Source organism: Spongiibacter sp., assembly GCF_984394615.1.
Map to the genome: position 1 here is coordinate 162,368 of NZ_CFHTQA010000001.1, position 15,556 is coordinate 177,923.

At 58.8% G+C, this 15,556-nt stretch carries 16 protein-coding genes; 1 reads left to right on the forward strand and 15 read right to left on the reverse strand.

The window, feature by feature from the left end:
* Position 1: 1 nt before the first annotated feature.
* From AC5DB9_RS00685 to AC5DB9_RS00715, 7 genes are all read right to left on the reverse strand, one after another.
* A complete protein-coding gene (locus tag AC5DB9_RS00685; protein WP_272993023.1) occupies positions 2 to 445 on the reverse strand; it encodes a hypothetical protein in 444 nt (147 codons plus the stop codon).
* A 54-nt stretch (positions 446 to 499) separates the two neighbouring features.
* On the reverse strand, positions 500 to 1,570 hold the full coding sequence (locus AC5DB9_RS00690) for a CNNM domain-containing protein (RefSeq protein ID WP_272993020.1): 1,071 nt from the start codon (positions 1,568 to 1,570) through the stop codon (positions 500 to 502).
* 74 nt (positions 1,571 to 1,644) lie between these two features.
* Positions 1,645 to 4,158: a TonB-dependent receptor gene (locus AC5DB9_RS00695; protein ID WP_272993016.1), complete on the reverse strand. Its 2,514-nt coding sequence runs from the start codon at positions 4,156 to 4,158 to the stop codon at positions 1,645 to 1,647.
* 59 nt (positions 4,159 to 4,217) lie between these two features.
* Positions 4,218 to 5,009, reverse strand: coding sequence for a hypothetical protein (locus AC5DB9_RS00700; protein WP_272993012.1), 792 nt, complete (start codon positions 5,007 to 5,009; stop codon positions 4,218 to 4,220).
* Positions 5,010 to 5,067: 58 nt separating this feature from the next.
* Positions 5,068 to 5,712, reverse strand: a complete 645-nt coding sequence (locus AC5DB9_RS00705; protein ID WP_272993008.1) for a hypothetical protein — start codon at positions 5,710 to 5,712, stop codon at positions 5,068 to 5,070.
* Positions 5,705 to 6,730: an NAD-dependent epimerase/dehydratase family protein gene (locus tag AC5DB9_RS00710; RefSeq protein ID WP_272993005.1), complete on the reverse strand. Its 1,026-nt coding sequence runs from the start codon at positions 6,728 to 6,730 to the stop codon at positions 5,705 to 5,707. The genes AC5DB9_RS00705 and AC5DB9_RS00710 overlap by 8 nt, the downstream gene beginning before the upstream one ends.
* A gap of 9 nt (positions 6,731 to 6,739) precedes the next feature.
* Positions 6,740 to 8,407 (reverse strand): cytochrome P450, encoded by a 1,668-nt coding sequence (locus AC5DB9_RS00715; protein WP_272993001.1) that lies wholly within the window; start codon positions 8,405 to 8,407, stop codon positions 6,740 to 6,742.
* Positions 8,408 to 8,525: 118 nt separating this feature from the next.
* Here AC5DB9_RS00715 and AC5DB9_RS00720 point away from each other — a divergent pair, with 118 nt between their 5' ends.
* Positions 8,526 to 9,107: a TetR/AcrR family transcriptional regulator gene (locus AC5DB9_RS00720; protein ID WP_286846472.1), complete on the forward strand. Its 582-nt coding sequence runs from the start codon at positions 8,526 to 8,528 to the stop codon at positions 9,105 to 9,107.
* A 2-nt stretch (positions 9,108 to 9,109) separates the two neighbouring features.
* On the opposite strand, the gene AC5DB9_RS00725 is transcribed toward AC5DB9_RS00720, so the two are convergent.
* The 8 genes from AC5DB9_RS00725 to AC5DB9_RS00760 are packed head-to-tail and all read right to left on the reverse strand — an operon-like array spanning position 9,110 to position 15,432.
* On the reverse strand, positions 9,110 to 9,529 hold the full coding sequence (locus AC5DB9_RS00725; protein WP_022958597.1) for a nuclear transport factor 2 family protein: 420 nt from the start codon (positions 9,527 to 9,529) through the stop codon (positions 9,110 to 9,112).
* The gene (locus AC5DB9_RS00730) at positions 9,519 to 9,917 is read right to left on the reverse strand and encodes a carboxymuconolactone decarboxylase family protein (protein WP_037508433.1); all 399 of its coding nucleotides are present in this window, start codon (positions 9,915 to 9,917) and stop codon (positions 9,519 to 9,521) included. Before AC5DB9_RS00730 ends, AC5DB9_RS00725 begins: the two co-directional genes overlap by 11 nt.
* A gap of 9 nt (positions 9,918 to 9,926) precedes the next feature.
* A complete protein-coding gene (locus AC5DB9_RS00735) occupies positions 9,927 to 10,667 on the reverse strand; it encodes an SDR family oxidoreductase (RefSeq protein WP_272992994.1) in 741 nt (246 codons plus the stop codon).
* 23 nt (positions 10,668 to 10,690) lie between these two features.
* A complete protein-coding gene (locus AC5DB9_RS00740; RefSeq protein WP_272992991.1) occupies positions 10,691 to 11,011 on the reverse strand; it encodes a 2Fe-2S iron-sulfur cluster-binding protein in 321 nt (106 codons plus the stop codon).
* Positions 11,012 to 11,023: 12 nt separating this feature from the next.
* Entirely contained in the window at positions 11,024 to 11,794 is a 771-nt protein-coding gene (locus AC5DB9_RS00745; protein ID WP_272992987.1) for an SDR family oxidoreductase, read from the reverse strand.
* A gap of 9 nt (positions 11,795 to 11,803) precedes the next feature.
* Positions 11,804 to 13,288 carry an aldehyde dehydrogenase family protein gene (locus AC5DB9_RS00750; protein ID WP_272992985.1) on the reverse strand — a complete coding sequence of 495 codons (1,485 nt, stop codon included), beginning with the start codon at positions 13,286 to 13,288 and terminating at the stop codon, positions 11,804 to 11,806.
* 58 nt (positions 13,289 to 13,346) lie between these two features.
* Complete coding sequence (locus tag AC5DB9_RS00755) at positions 13,347 to 14,231, reverse strand: NAD(P)-dependent oxidoreductase (RefSeq protein ID WP_272992983.1); 885 nt, start codon at positions 14,229 to 14,231, stop codon at positions 13,347 to 13,349.
* A 13-nt stretch (positions 14,232 to 14,244) separates the two neighbouring features.
* A complete protein-coding gene (locus AC5DB9_RS00760; protein ID WP_022958604.1) occupies positions 14,245 to 15,432 on the reverse strand; it encodes a cytochrome P450 in 1,188 nt (395 codons plus the stop codon).
* Between the last annotated feature and the right edge of the window lie 124 nt (positions 15,433 to 15,556).

A 15,556-nucleotide genomic window follows, 5' to 3' on the forward strand; every position in this document is an offset into this window, starting at 1 on the left:
CTCAGGGCGCCGCTGAGAAATTCTGCAGGTAAGGGTTTGCCGGATTGCGCTGCACACGAATATAGTCGTGCTCCGTCATTGCATGGCAACGGTTGCAGCCTTCCAGAAGAGCATCGAAAGCCTTATCCGCACGCGGCAGGTCACCGGCATCCAGTCCCGCGATCAGTTTTTTAAGCAGCGGAGACAAGGTGCTGGTGGTCAGCCTGCCGACGGGGTAGTCGCTGTAGCTGTCGATCTGTCCCACTGCAGCAATCGCCCCGCCCAGTTCATGGGCATAGAAATCGGCAAGCAGCGCGTTTTCAGCGTCCAGCGATAGCTGCAGCTTGTGAGCAAAACTCTGCATATCGCCCATCAAGCCCACCAGATGAGGCGACTCATCCGTCTCGGCCAGTGCAGCGCCAGCCAGCCAAAGACCGACAACCAGACCTATTGCGCGACGTTTCATGCTTAGCACCCTTGTTGCGATTGAGTCTCATTGTAGTTCGGCAATCGCCGGTGCTCACTGCGACATATCGTCGCGCACCGGGCCATCGGGCAGCATACCCATCTGCCGCGCACGCTGCTCCCAGCGCTGGCGGGCAAACAACTGAAGATCCTCGACTTCATCCGTTTCGTCGGTAATTTCCATACCCAACAGGGTTTCCAGCACATCCTCGGTAGTCACCACACCGTGGACTTCGCCGTATTCACCAACAGCAATCGCAATCTGCCCGCCGGGCACCAATACCTTTTTGATCAGGCCACGCAGCGGCAGTATTTCCGGCACGGCCAGCAGCGGCCGCTGCAGGGCGTCGACCTTGGTACCCGGCTGGTCGATGGCGGCCCTCAGCAACTCGTCTTTGCGCACAAAGGCATAGATATTATCGGGCTGATCCCGGTAGATGGGGATTCGCGAATAGGGCAACTGCTGGTGCTGTGCCAAAACCTCTTCCACCGTCAGCTCGCCATTCAGGCAGAATATCACCGTGCGCGGACTCATAATGTCGCGCACCTTCATATCGCCAAAGTGCAACAAGCTGCGCACCACCTGTGCTTCGCGCATCGAGAACACACCCTCGGCAGCGCCCAGCTCTGCCAGTGCGGCAAATTCCTCGCGACTGACTGAGCCCTCGTCGGCGCGCCGACTGAACAGTTTTGTGATCCACTGACTCAGCCACACCAGTGGCGCCATTAAACGCTGCACCACCGATAGAATCGCCGCACACGGTGCGGCCAGACGACGCCAGTGAAGCGCTCCCAAGGTTTTGGGGATGATTTCGGAGATAACCAGAATCAGCAGGGTCAGCACCGCCGAGATAATACCGAAGTAGAGTTCGCCAAACAGCTTGGTCGCCTGAGCCCCGGCACCGGCAGCGCCGACGGTATGAGCAATGGTGTTCAGGCTGAGAATGGATGCCAGCGGTTTATCAATATCTTCCTTGCACTGTTTCCACCACTGGCCATTGCGACGCCCGGCCGCGATTTCGCTGGCGATGTAGGAAGCGTTGACGCTCAGCAGCACCGCCTCCAGCAAAGAGCAGAGAAACGATGCGCCAAGCGCGACGGAGATGTACAACAGCAGCAGTGCCATAGTGAACGTATCCAGTACCCGAAACAGGCATCACTTTGGCACAGGGCGGCGCTCGCTTAAAGCGTCGCTAACGATTAGAACCGCCAGGCGACTTCCAGCCCCGCATTCCGCGGGTCGCCCTGAACATAGGTCCCTGCGCCGAGCAGTGCCGACACCGCAAACCCACTGCGGTAATACACTTCATCGGTCAGGTTTTCTACGTACGCCGTCACGCTCAGATTTTCAGCAGGCGTCCAGTTCAAGCGAAAATCCCACAACCACAGTTCGTCGATATAGGCGTTGCTGTATTCCACCGCCTTGTAATCAATACCGGTGAATAACTCACTGCGATAACGCGCCGACAGGCGTGGCACAAAAATCCCCAGATCCGTCAGCCAGTGGTAGCTCACGGAAATGCCGCCGCTATGCTCTGGCACCAGGGCAAAATCTTCCGCGCTGCGGTCCACTACCTGCTCGCCTTGCAAGGGAATCACTATCGGAGTGAGGAATTCATCATAGCCCGCATCGGTATAGGAATAATTGGCCTGCACAAACCAGTTATCCATCACCAGCGTGGTCTCGAACTCCGCGCCCTGGACCGTGGCCTGACCGGCGTTGGAGAGGTACAGGAACAGGTCGCTGATGGCATCGCCCTGTTCGGCGACACGAACCTGTATGTTCTCGTAATCCATGTAATACAGCGCCGCATTGAAACGGAGCTGGGAGTCGAGCGCATCGAGCTTCACCCCCACTTCAAAGTTGGTCACTTCTTCGGGATCGAAAGGCACCAGCTCATCCCCCTTCGGCTCAAACCCACCCGCTTTGAAGCCCTGGCTGTAAGTAAAGTAGGCCATAAAACTGTCCACGCCCAGATCGCTGTGCCAACGCTCAGGCGCAATAAACGACAGGGTTGCCGACGGCGTAAAGTTATTCCATTGCTCTTCAGCACTGTCGGCGTTGTCACGCATGATCAGCGGTAAATCCGGCGTGTTTTCTCCCAGCGCATTGAACTGCGCCAGAGTGATAGGAGAATAAATGCCCGCCGCGTCGATATACAGAGCGCCAATGCGGCTGCCGTATTCCTGAAAGTCGACATCGAAGACGGTCAGGTCACGACGTCGTTCTTCAACCGTATAGCGACCGCCCAGGGTAAACTGCAGGTACTCGGTAATATCGTAGGTCGCCTGAGCAAAGGCCGCCCAACTGCTGTTCTCGAGATCGCTGCGCGTGGCCAGAAAGGTAGCCAGAGGAATTACAGCAACGTCATCCAGCAGTCCACACACCACGGCTAGCCCGACAGCGTCACAGGCCGTAGAGGGACGAATACCTGCCAGCCCCTTTTTGCCAACCAACTGGGAAAAGTTGTTGTTGTCGATTTCCTCTATCGAGGCAAACAGACCAAAGGTGTATTGCAGGCGACTGTCGAAGGCCTGACCACTGAGCTGCAGCTCCTGGCTGAACTGCCAGCGTTTCTCGTCGGGCACCGATTTTCCATCGGCCGCAAGCGTGCGGTTAAGGGCCTCGGTACCGCTGTCTAATATGGGAATCGAGGTGCCGTCCTGATCATCGTTACGGGCAATGCCGTCCTGCCAGCTGGCGGCGGAAATACTCTTCAGCGCCAACTGCTCGTTCAGTTCCCAGTCCAGCGTCAGCGCCGCCATGCGGCTTTCCATAGTGATTTCAGAATGCGCAGTGGTCACATCCAGCTTGCGGTCTTTCGCCAGCCGCTCACTTTTTTCACAGGCGTCACGAAACTCCGGCTGACCGGGATACCGCAGCGTTGCAATATTCGCCTCGGGGTTCTGGAACAGGCAGGACATCCCCGAGCTCAGCTCCTGCTGCCGACTCCAATACAGAAACACATCGCTGCTCACCGTATCCGTCAGCTGTGTCTGCCAGCGCGCAGAAAACGCCAGACGGTCTTCGTCGCCGAACATGGCGCCATCCGAATTTTCAAAGTAGCCGTCGAGGCGGGTACTGTTGATGGCAACACGCACGCCGGAGCGCCCTTCCACCAGCGGAATATTCCCTGCCAGCTTGGCATCCCGCCGCCCATATTGGCCCACGCGCACATCCAGGCTGCCACTCACCTCGGAGAAATCCGCATTTTTCGTATTGACCAGAATTGCCCCGCCGGTGTTGTTTTTCCCGAACAGGGTTCCCTGCGGCCCTCGCAGTACTTGAATGCTCTGGGTGTCGACGGTATCGAGCAACTGGGTGTCCTGACGGGCAATAAAAATGCCGTTGAGATATACCCCAACGCCAGGATCGAGCACCGACGTGGCCTCGCGCTGACCGATCCCGCGAATGAAGATCGCCGGCGTTTTCGAGCCACTCTCGCCAAACTGCAGGCTGGGAACGGCCCCCTGAAGGTCAGTGATCGCGGCGATCCCCGCCTCTGCCAGACTGTCGGCGCTCATCGCTGTCACCGCGACCGGCGTCTCCTGCAGCTTTTCTTCGCGACGCCGGGCCGTTACATAAACCTCTTCGACAATTTGCAGTGACTGACCTCGGCCGGACTGAGCCGCTGCATCGGCGCCCGGCTGCGCGTGAACCCCGACCGCCGCACTCGCGGCAGCCATCACTAGCGGGAAGGCTATCTTCTTCACGGTCTTCTCTCCCTGTCTTTTATTATTAAAATCCGGCCCACGAATGGCCGTACTGCCGCTTACAACTGGCCCACCCAATGCGCGGCAATATCGAGCAAGTAGAAAGTCAGCATGCTGGCACTGAGGCCACCTGCCACCACTTGAAGCAAGGTCCAGCGTCGTTCGCGCTGTTCGTCAATAAAGTAGTAAATCGGGAAGCTGGCGATGAAATAGGTCGCGTAAATGACCGAGCCATACGCCAACATGCGGGGAATATCTTTGTAGTAAAAACTGCTCGCCATCATCGGGTTCGCCATCGCCTTGGTTTCCATCCAGGCCCAGAAGTAACCGACCGCGAAAATCACCACCGGGAACAGCAGGGCCATGCCCGGCACACCGCTGGTACGAATGCGGCGCAGCACAATGTTGGCGGTCGCGTGATAGGTGATGAAATAGGCGTGGGTATAGAAGTACATAATCAGCGGCACAGGCTGTTCGCCGCTGCCCACCATGGCGGAATCCAGATTGGTGGTGGCGTTGGGATAGTTGTAGACCATGCCCAGCACGTCAAAAAAGTATTCGGAGCCGAAATAATTCCCGAAGAAACCAAACACCACCATATACAGATTGGCTTTCAGCCAGTAGCTGTCGCGCCAGTCGCACTGTTCGTAACGACGCGCCACCAGCATCGGCACCAGAATCGCGGGCAGCGCCGTGAGTATGCCGTGCCACAGTAATGCAGTGTCACCGAAACTCTTGTCCCAGCCGGTGAACATCATCATCGCCATGGAGGCCATCCACAACGGCGAGTAAATCAGAAACCATTTTTCTACCCAGGCTTTATCCGGGTTAGGCGAAAACCAACGCGACATAGCGTTCCCCTTACTGTGTTTTATTGTTATGTGTTTTGGGTCGTTGGATGGGGCCGCTTTAGCGACCCGTCAATGCAATCTTTACCAGCGCCGCCGTATTGCGGATTTTCTGCAGTCGACCGGGTTCCTCGTGCAGCTTGTAATGACCCGGCAGCAGCACACCCTTGGCTTGCTTGTGGATCTTTTCCTTTACAACAGGCTCCAGTACTCCGGCACCTGCCAACTCAAAGAACAGCGCCTTGGCATTGCCAAGATCGAAGAAGTCCCGCTGCCAGGACCACTGAAAATTGCCCGCATACTCAAACCAGGAGCCGCCAATACCGGCAATTTCCATACGGCTGCCATCCGGGCGCGTGGCGGTGACCGGCGCAAGCTGTTTCCAGAAGCCGATTACTGTGCCGCGTTTTTCGTCGATGATGATGTCGTGATAGGGGTACTCCCAATCTTCAAAGCCTTTCATCTGATAGCCCAATGCCACATCGCAAATTTCCTTGCGACCATTGGCGACAAACTGCTCATTGGGACCGATATTCCAGCCGTATACCGCATCCTCGGTGTACATCGGACCGAGGTGGGTGGTCCAGTCACCGGCCTTTTCGGCGTCAATATTCGCCTTCAGCCAGCGCTCCATCATTTCTTCCAGCTCTTCACGCGGGTAGGCTTTGTTGGGGGGCGTAATCGATGCAACGCGTTTATCAGACATGGTGAGTCCTCTTATTGTGATTATTGTCAACAGGGGTAAGGTGCCCGCACTGCTCTAGCCAACAAAGAGTGTCGTGCACGGTGTCGGCAGCCGGACGGTATTCAAACGCCAGCGCATCACGCAGACGCTGGCTGCGCGACGGCGGGAAATGGCAGACGATTCGCGCCGCCTCGCGGGAGAGTGGAAAGTCCACCGTGATGACATGACGGCAGGCGTCGAGAAAGCGACCCGCGCTCATCAGCAACCAGGCCGGCAGTGGCAGGCGACGCACCGGCCGCTGGCTTGCCAGCAAGTCGGCGAATGCCCGCCAGGGCAGAAAATGTCCCGCCACCAAATAGCGCTCGTTGCAGGGATTGCCATTCATTGGCTTTTCCAGCAGCAGGCGGTGCGCATCGGCAAGATCGCGGACATCGACAAACTGCATCCCCGAGCGGGTTTGCGGGACAAAGCTGTTACAGAACGTACACAGCGCCGCATTGCTCTCGGACAACTTCGGGTCGTGAGGGCCAAATACCGCCGACGGGTAGCTGATAATGATGGGCGCTCCCTGACACTGCCAATCTCTGACGCGCTCCTCACAGGCGCGCTTGGCTACGCTATAGGGTTCCCCACCGGGGTTCAGCTCACCATCTTCACGCAGATACTGGGCTTTGGGGTGCATCAGTACCGCGGCGCTGGAGACATAAAGGATGCGCGGAATGCCCATCTTCCAGGCTTCACCGACAATGTTTTCCACCCCCGCGAGATTGCTTCGCAAGGTTTGCTCCGCCTCCGCCCGCTTGAGGTTAACGACCGCTGCCGCGTGGACAACGGCATCACAGCCCTGCAGTGCACGGTGGGCCAATGCGCGGTCGCTCATATCGCCTTCAAACCACTCGCTCACTGCAATGTCCTGCGACGCACACCAGCGCTCGGCACGCTTCCGGTCTCGAACCAACAGCCGCAGACGATGCCCGGCGCGGTACAGCGCCGCAGCGGTATGCGCCCCGACGAGTCCCGTCGCTCCGCTTACCAGCACGTCCATCGCCTAGCGCTCGACAATCCGCAGAGCCTGATTGGGACAGTATTTCACCGCCCGCTCCACCGCTTCGCGCTGCCCCGCATCGAACTGGGGCTTGAGGATTTGCAGTATGTCGTCCTCATCCAGCTTGAACACTTCGGGCGCTTCGCCCATGCACATGGCGTGGCCCTGACACAGCACGGTATCAACCTCGACGCACAGCGCCTTGGCCGCCGGGGACGCGGCATCGGCATTCTCGCTGTGGAATGGACAGCCGGAGCTGTCGGCCTGCTTGCCACCCGCCGACCCGGTGCCGGCCGGTGCCGCCACTTTTCGGCGACGATAACGAACACGACAGGGAGAGACGGGCTGCACGATCATATCTTTGTAGTTGTCACGATAACTGGCGGCGTCATCGACCAACTCAAACTCGTAACGACGCAGCAAAATCGCAAAAATCGCCTTGATCTGAAACATCGCAAAGGCGTTGCCGGAGCACTTATGCTTGCCACCACCGAAAGGCTGGTAAGCCATCAGGCGACGATCCTCCGCGCGCTCTTTGCTGTAGCGGTCGGGGTCAAAGGCGTCGGGATTTTCAAACAGCGAGGCCATGCGATGGGTGACCGGCGGCACTGCCCAGACCATATCGCCCTCGGCAATTTTGTACTCTTTGAAATGCAGCTCGCGACTGACCTGACGCATCAGAATAATCAGCGGCGGATGCAGGCGCAGTACTTCCTTAAGTACGTTTTCCAGCTTGGGCATTTCCCGCAGGCTCTGAAAGCTTACCTCGCCGTCAGCGCCCAGCAGCGCATCCAGTTCGGCAACCACATCGCGCAGTATGGCCGGATGCTTCAGCAGCTCTAGCAGAACCCAAGCTGCCGTGCCCGAGCTGGTGTGGTGGCCGGCAAAAATGGCGCCCACCAGCATGCCGGTAATTTCGTTGTGGCTGAGCTCAGTGCCGTCTTCATAGCGCATATCGATAAGTGCTTGAAACATATCCGAGGGTTTCTCGGTCTGCTGACTGCGCTTGTCGACGATCTCGCCGACCAGTTTCTGCAGGCGTTCACGCGCGCGGTCGCGGCGACGGAAACGAGGCAACGGCAAGTTCGGGAAGTGATAAGCCAACGGGTGAACGCCCTGTTCCAGATCGTGATAGATCTCGGCAAATTCCTCACTGAGTTCATAGCGAAACTCCCGCCCCAGCAGACAGTGGCTGGCGGTATTGATGGTGAGCTGTTTCATGAACTCAACCAGCTCGATCTCCCCGGACTCGTTCCAGCCGGCAATGGCGTCTTCCACTTCCTGAACAATTTTTCCCGAGTGGTTGCGCATAGCCTCCATGCGCAGCGACGGCATCAGCATTTTCAGCTGCTCATTCTTGCGCTCTATTGGCGCGTCGAAAATCAGTCCTTCACCAAAGATCGGCGTCATCAGCTTGTAAGCGGCAGACTGGTCCAGCTCTTCGTCAGAGGAGCGGTAGAACAAGGCACTGGCATCTTCGCCGGTAAGCATGACAATGCGCTGTCCCAATAGTCGAAAGCTGACAATTTCGCCATAGTTGCCAGCAATCTTGCGGGCAAAGTTAAAGGGGTTACGGACAAAGTCGATCATGTGACCGAGCAGGGGCAAACCGCCGCCAGCGCGCGGAGGTTCCACACTGCCGAGATGTTCTGAGTTGGCCTTGGCTGTCATAATTATTCTCCTAAGGCTGTCGGTACTGGATCACCTCCCCCGCAGTCAGGCGGAGATGACAAAGCATCTTTACGAATTTACACTTTATGGAAAAGTGTAAAATACAAGAATCACCCATTTGGACGAGGAAGCCCCGATTTTGGAGCCCATAAACGACACACAGCAGCGCATTCTGGATGCCACCATTGACTGCGTTAAAACTTGGGGCGTGGAAAAAACCAGTCTGAATGACATCGCAAAACGCGCCGGGGTCACACGGCCGACGGTGTACAACTATTACGGCAACCGCACAGCCGTGATTCGCGCCGCCTTACTCAGCTCGGGCCACCATTTTGCCGAGCGCGTCATTGCGCATATTCAGGCCTGGCCCACCCCCGCTGACCGATTGGTCGAGGCAGTGGTCTTTGCGCTCGAAGAGCTGCCCAAAGAGCCGTATTTGGCCGTCATTACCCGCGCCGATCTGTCGAGCTACATTTACGAGGATGCCTTGAGCGACAGCGAGGGCGTCGAAATGTGCCTGGCGATTTTCAACACCGTCTTCGACGGCACCACTCTCAGCGAGCAAGACCGCATAGAGGTGATGGAGCTGAGCGTGCGCCTGGCACTGTCACTGCTGATGCTGAGCGGCCCGGCCACCCATGAGGGCGACGACCTGCGCGGCTTTCTGCGTCGCAGACTGGTGCCGGCTGCCGGACTGTAAGTTCAGGCGGGGGGCCGCTGCCCGCCGCAAAGGATGTCCGTAACGCGCTCGGTATCCATGTACTCCTTCAGCTCCACGATCAGGCCGTCTTTGAACCGAAACAGAAAGTGGTAGCGATTGCGGTAGAGCTGCCCCGAGCTGTGCATACCTTCGCTCTGCGCTTCGACCGCTACGCGCTCGCCTTCAGCGGTGGTGGCCTGCACGGTAAACCGCAGGCCCTCGGGAAAGGCATCCAGCACCAGTGCCGCCGAGTTTTCAATTTCTTCCCGGCTGTAATACCCGGAGATCAGCGTGTTGCCCGAGGTCCACAACTGCGCCTCGGGGTGGTACAGGCTTAAAAAGCCCGCTGTGTCGCCCTCCGACAGGCGACGGATAAATTCCAGCGCCAGAGCCCGACTGTGTTCTCCCTGCTCATCCGCCATTGGCTTTCGCCTCCGCTTCGGCTTTCTTTAATTTCGGCATCAGTCCCATCAGCGCCATACGCATCTTCGAGGCACGGGGATAGCCGATGTACTGGGTTAAGAACAGCACGGCTTCTTCCAACTGCGCTTCACTCAACTCGCCACGCTTATAGGCCGACTGCGCCTGAATGGTAAAGGTCATATCCTCTCCCTGGGCGGCGATGGCACCGAGCAACAGCAAGCGTCGCTCGCGAATACTCAAGGTGCTGTTGTCCCAGAGGTCGCCAAACAGCGAGCCCAGCATAAAGTCGAAAAAGCGGTCCTCGCCTTCTGCGGGTGGCTGTGGCAAATCGTTGCAATACACCTCGTTAAAGCGGGCAATGCCCCGCTCGCGTTTGCTGTCACTCATCATTCCTCCTTACACCCGCATGAACTGGCCGCCGTCCACATTGAGAATGTGGCCGGTAATCCAGGAGGCCTGCTCCGACAGCAGGAACAGCGCGGCATCGGCCATATCGTCCGGCGTTCCCAGGCGACTCAGTGGCATTTGCTTGACCAGTTCATCGGCGTAATCACCGGCGGTATTGCGCAATGCCTGGGTTTCGGTCGGCCCCGGCGCAATCGCATTGATGCGGATTTTCCGCCAGCCGAGTTCCCGCGCCAGCGAGCAGGTAAGACCGTTCAGCGCCAGTTTGGCAACGCCGTAAAAGCCCATGTTCATCCACGCCGCCGTGGAGGACTGGTTCACAATCGCACTGCCTTTGGGCATGTGCGGCACGCAGGCGCGAGCCATCAACAGGCTGCCGTGAACATTCACTCGCATGAAGGTTTCGAGGTAATCCATCTCCACATTCATATAGCCTTCAATCTTCATATTGCCGAAGATCGCCGCGTTGTTAATCAGGTAGTCGATTTGCCCGAAGGCTTCCTTGGCCGCATTGGCGCAGGCAATACACGATTCCTCGTTGCCCACATCGGTGCGTACGAACATCGCCTCTCCACCCTGCTCGCGAATCTCCGCCACCACGCGCTCGCCCTGCTCGCTGTTCAGCTCAGCCACCACCACTTTCATACCCTCGGTGGCGCAGCGCTTGGCGTAGCCCTCGCCAATGCCCTGACCGGCGCCAGTAATCACCACCACTTTGTCGTTAAAGCTCATTATTCTTCTCCTGTTTACGGCCTTCAGGCCTGGGTTTCGGGCAGATAGACCCGCAGGCCTTCCATCTCTGGGCCAACACTGATCTGGCAGCCCAGACGGCTGTTTTCGCGACGGTCAATCGCATTGTCGAGCATGGCGTTTTCGCCATCGCTCACCGGGGACATCCGGTCCTGCCATTCCTCGGGGATGTAGCAATGACAGGTGGCGCAGGAACAGATACCGCCACACATGCCTTCCACTCCCGGCACCATGTTCAGTGTGGCGCCTTCCATCAGGCTCATCTGCTCATCCACATCCACCGGATGCTCGGTGCCATCGTGCTCAACGTAGACAATTCCCACCATCTTGCTCTCTCCTCAGAATTTGAATTTTTCCACCGGGGTGCAGGGCCGCACCTCCAGCAGATCGACAGACACGCCCGCAGGCATCTGCAAACAAAACAACAGCGACTGGGCAACGTGTTCGGGCTGCATTCCGCTATCCATCCACGGCCCCTGACGCTGCCAGGCATCCACCGCCGACTTGAGCCGGTCGAACTCCCAGCCCGCCGCGAAATCGGTCATCGCCGCACCGGGACGCAAAATGGTCACGCCGACGCCGCTGTGCGCCAGCTCCCGGCGCAGGTCCCGACTCAGCCGCTCCACCGCCGCCTTGCTGGCGGCGTACAGCGACAGCCCCGCCATTTCATCGTGATGCTCGGCGCTGGCGCTGCTGACATTGACGATGCGGGGATTGGTGGAGGCTTTCAGCAGGGGCAAGGCGGCCCGGCAGCAATACATCAGTCCGGCAATATTCAGCTGCAACTGGGCGTTGATATCCTCATCGCGCCAATCGTCGGCAAAACCGGGGCGCGCCATACCGGCGTTGTTCACCAATCCGTCCAGGCCGCCAAAATGCGCCGCCACTGTCTGGATTGCCTTTGCAGCGGCCTCGCTGTGGCCGACATCCGCGGGCGCGGCAAAGGCGTTGGGACCCAACTCGGCGCAGACGCTCTCCAGCTTGTCGGCGCTGCGGGCGATCAGGCCAACCTTGGCTCCGGCATCCAGCAGTGCCTTGGCCATCGCCAGACCAAAGCCCCCGGAGGCTCCCGTTACCGCAATGATGCGACCGTTTACTGTGCTCATCATCGGGGGCTCCTACACGGCTATCGCGACGGTTTTGGTTTCGAGGTATTCCTCAAAACCCTCTGGGCCCATTTCACGCCCCACACCACTTTGCTTGTAGCCACCAAAGGGCGCGTCGGGACCGAGGAAGTTGCCGCCGTTGACGTTCATCGTGCCGCTGCGCACCTGGCGGGCGAACGCCAGCGCGCGCGCTTCGCTGGCGGAGTACACTGCCCCCGACAAGCCGTACACCGAGTCATTGGCAATGCGCAGTGCATCGGCTTCGTCCTCGTAGGGAATCACCACCAGCACCGGACCAAAAATCTCTTCCCGGGCGATGCGCATGTCGTTGCGAACATCACTGAAGATGGTCGGCTCGACGAAGAAGCCCTTGTCGAGGTGCGCCGGCACACCGCCGCCAAGAACCAGCCGCGCGCCCTCACGCTTACCCAGCTCGATATAATCCAGCACGCGCTGGCGCTGGCGGGCGCTGATCAACGGGCCCTGCATTTCGCCACTGGTATCGGCGCTGCCGTAGGGCATCCCGCCCACATAAGCGCGCAGCAATTCTTCGGTTTCCGCCAGCTTGTCTTTCGGTACCAACAGTCGGGTGGTAATGGCACAGCCCTGACCGCTGTGCGCGCAGATGGCCAGCGAGCCAAACAGCGCCGTACCGAGATCGGCATCGTCCAGTACGACCATCGCCGACTTGCCACCCAGCTCAAGGAAGACCCGCTTCACGGTTTGCGCCGCGTTGGCCATTACGATTTTGCCAACGGCAGTGGAACCGGTGAACGACACCACATCCACCCGCGGATCGGTACTGAGAAAATTGCCGATTTCGGCAGGATCGCTGGCGGTCAGCACATTGAACACCCCCGGTGGCATGTCCGCTTCGGCGGCAATGCGCCCCAGCAGTGACGCCGTCCACGGGGTTTCCGGCGCAGACTTGAGCACCACTGTGCAACCCGCCGCCAGTGCGGGCAGGCACTTGGCGAGATTGATTTGAATGGGGAAATTCCACGGCGAGATCGCCGCGACAACACCCGCCGCCTCCTTGAACACCACGCGGCGACTTTTCACCCCCATCACCTCGTAGTCGCCGAGTTCGCGCTGCCACTCGAAACGCTCGAGATAATCCAGCGGCCAGTGAGCCATACTGACCGGGCCGTCGCACTGCGGCCCGTTGACAAAGAATTGCGTGGCGCCGGTTTCATCGGCCACGGCCGCGCGCAGTTCATCGATATGGCGATTCAGGCCATCCACAAAACGGCGCAAACAGCTCAGGCGCTTGGCGTGATCTGTCGACCAGTCGCTGTCGTCAAAGGCACGACGCGCCGCCGTCAGCGCGGCCTCGGCATCCTTCAGGCTGGCGTCCGCCGCCACACCGACCACCTCCTCGCTCAGAGGACTGATATTGGGGTACTGGCGACCGCCCTCGGCATCGCGCAACTCCCCATTAATATAGAGTCGCGCCTCGCCGTGATCGGGCTGCGGACTCAGAGACAACTTACTCATAATTCCCTCCACTTATTATTGTTATGGCTGTATTCGGCGCCATTCGCTCGCATTCGGCTTAGGGCTCGACGTCGGCGGGCGTCGCCATAAACACCGCATCGATATGGCGACGCACGGTGGTGGTCTGCGGCAGCGCGATGCCGAGCTGCCCAGCCAGCGCCAAGGCATGATCCAGATCCTTTTCCGCCAGGCTGGCAAACGGCCCGAAAATGGCGCGCATGTCTTCATCACTGCAAGCCGCCCGCATGCCGTCGCGGCCGTCAATAAACTGCTTCATCATCGGCGTAACGACGCCATTGGCGGCGCCCACATCAAAGAGCGCCTGCACCTCCACGCCCGCGGCGCGCAGCAGTGCCGTGCCCTCGGAAATGGCGGAAAACGCCGCATAATTCATCAGGTTATTGGCCAGCTTGACGACCGTGGCATTACCCACTTCGCCGGTATAGACCACCGCTTTGCTGGTGCAGGCAAACATCGGCTGACAGCGTGCAACGGCCTCTTCCTCGCCCCCTGCCATAATGCACAGGCTGCCGTCGGCCGCGCCGCCTGCGCCGCCGGTAATGGGTGCATCGACGATATGCAGCCCTTTATCAGCGGCATCCTTCGCCCAGCGCAGAATGCCGTCGCGGGTGACGGTGCTGTGAATCGCCATCACCGTGCCCTTCGCGGCCACGGCCAACATGCCGGGGCGCTCGCCATCCCCATAAAGCAGATTCTCCACATCGCCGTCGTGGCGCACGCAAATGCCAATCAGCGAGCACTGTCTGGCAATCGCCTCCGGGCTATCGGCCGACGTGGCGCCCAGCGCCACCATCTCCGCCACCGGCTCGGGCGCAATATCGAAGACATGCATCGCCAGCCCGTGCTGCTGCGCCTTCTTGGCGAGGTTGGCGCACATGGGTTTACCGATATTGCCAAGCCCGATATATCCACACTGAATCATCGCAACACCTCGCTTATCGACTGGGTGTGAAACGCATGGGCAGCGTGGTAAAGCCGCGCACATTGGGGTTGTGGGTGCGGTCGCTGCGCGACATATCCAGCTCGTAGTCGGGCATGACCTTAAGCAGCTCTTCGAAGCACACCCGCACCTCCAGGCGCGCCAGAGCCGCACCCAGACAGGAATGAATGCCCGCGCCAAAAGCCATGTGATCGCGGGCGCCCCGCGTCACGTCGTAGATATCGGCATTTTCATAGCGCTCTTCGTCGCGACTCGCCGAGATAATGCACATACCGATACGCTCGCCTTTCTTGATTTGCTGGCCGCGAATTTCCACATCCTGCATTACGGTGCGGCCGATCATTTGCGTGGAGCCGTCAAAGCGCAGGGTTTCCTCCACCGCGTCGCCGATCCGCGCCGGATCGTCCAGCAGGATTTGGCGCTGCTCGGGGAATTGCCACAGACGAAAGCCCATATTGCCGATCAGCTTGGTGGTCGTTTCATTGCCCGCCACCGCCAGCAAGATACCGAAGCCGATGATGTCATCGTGGGTCATCTTGCCGTCTTTCTCCGCCTGCAGAACGCAGCTGAACATGTCCTCGGGATCGTAGGGCTTGTCGGCCAGCGACTTGGCCAGCTCATCGAAATACTTCGCCAGATTAAAGTAGGCATTGATGTTGGCCTCACTCAGGCCGAACTGGCCGTCCTCGCGGAAGATCAGATCGTCGGCCCAACCGCGCACCATGGCCTGCTCTGACTCGGGCACGTGGATCATGGTGGAGATCACATCCATCGGCAGGATGGCACTGAAATCCTTGATCAGGTCCATCTCGCCTTTCACAAGAAACGGTTCCAGCAGCGAACGCGCCTTCTGACGGGTGTAGTCCTCGAGTCGGGCAATGCGCTGCGGCACCATCAGGCCCGACAGCAGCTTGCGAATGCGGGTGTGATCCGGCGGATCCATGTTGATAAACATCGGGTAGCCCGCCGAGGCACTCTGGTCAGACTCCAGCGCGGGACCGTTGATGCTGCTGAAGGTTTTGAAATCGCGAAACGCCTTGAAGCAGTCTTCCCACTTCGACAGCAGCCAGAAGCCGTGCTCGGCGTTGTAATACACCGGCGCTTCCTCCCTCAAGCGTTTGTAGTAGGGATAGGGGTCCTCGTGAACAGCGTGGGAATAGGGATTGAACTCCACCGCGGTCATGCTGCGCTCCTGTTATTGCTTATTTTTTATCAACGCTAGCACAGCCCCTCCCGAAAGGTAAATACACTTAACTCAATTTAATAAATATATGTTACATTAATTTATCGAACAGCCCGGCTACAAT

Excerpts from the sequence above, each read along its gene's own strand:
- AC5DB9_RS00685 (WP_272993023.1), bottom strand. The coding sequence starts at position 445 with ATGAAACGTCGCGCAATAGGTCTGGTTGTCGGTCTTTGGCTGGCTGGC.
- AC5DB9_RS00755 (WP_272992983.1), bottom strand. The coding sequence starts at position 14,231 with ATGATTCAGTGTGGATATATCGGGCTTGGCAATATCGGTAAACCCATG.
- AC5DB9_RS00730 (WP_037508433.1), bottom strand. The coding sequence starts at position 9,917 with ATGAGTGACAGCAAACGCGAGCGGGGCATTGCCCGCTTTAACGAGGTG.
- AC5DB9_RS00715 (WP_272993001.1), bottom strand. The coding sequence starts at position 8,407 with ATGACAGCCAAGGCCAACTCAGAACATCTCGGCAGTGTGGAACCTCCG.
- AC5DB9_RS00760 (WP_022958604.1), bottom strand. The coding sequence starts at position 15,432 with ATGACCGCGGTGGAGTTCAATCCCTATTCCCACGCTGTTCACGAGGAC.
- AC5DB9_RS00735 (WP_272992994.1), bottom strand. The coding sequence starts at position 10,667 with ATGAGCTTTAACGACAAAGTGGTGGTGATTACTGGCGCCGGTCAGGGC.
- AC5DB9_RS00725 (WP_022958597.1), bottom strand. The coding sequence starts at position 9,529 with ATGGCGGATGAGCAGGGAGAACACAGTCGGGCTCTGGCGCTGGAATTT.
- AC5DB9_RS00750 (WP_272992985.1), bottom strand. The coding sequence starts at position 13,288 with ATGAGTAAGTTGTCTCTGAGTCCGCAGCCCGATCACGGCGAGGCGCGA.
- AC5DB9_RS00700 (WP_272993012.1), bottom strand. The coding sequence starts at position 5,009 with ATGTCGCGTTGGTTTTCGCCTAACCCGGATAAAGCCTGGGTAGAAAAA.
- AC5DB9_RS00690 (WP_272993020.1), bottom strand. The coding sequence starts at position 1,570 with ATGGCACTGCTGCTGTTGTACATCTCCGTCGCGCTTGGCGCATCGTTT.
- AC5DB9_RS00740 (WP_272992991.1), bottom strand. The coding sequence starts at position 11,011 with ATGGTGGGAATTGTCTACGTTGAGCACGATGGCACCGAGCATCCGGTG.
- AC5DB9_RS00745 (WP_272992987.1), bottom strand. The coding sequence starts at position 11,794 with ATGATGAGCACAGTAAACGGTCGCATCATTGCGGTAACGGGAGCCTCC.
- AC5DB9_RS00705 (WP_272993008.1), bottom strand. The coding sequence starts at position 5,712 with ATGTCTGATAAACGCGTTGCATCGATTACGCCCCCCAACAAAGCCTAC.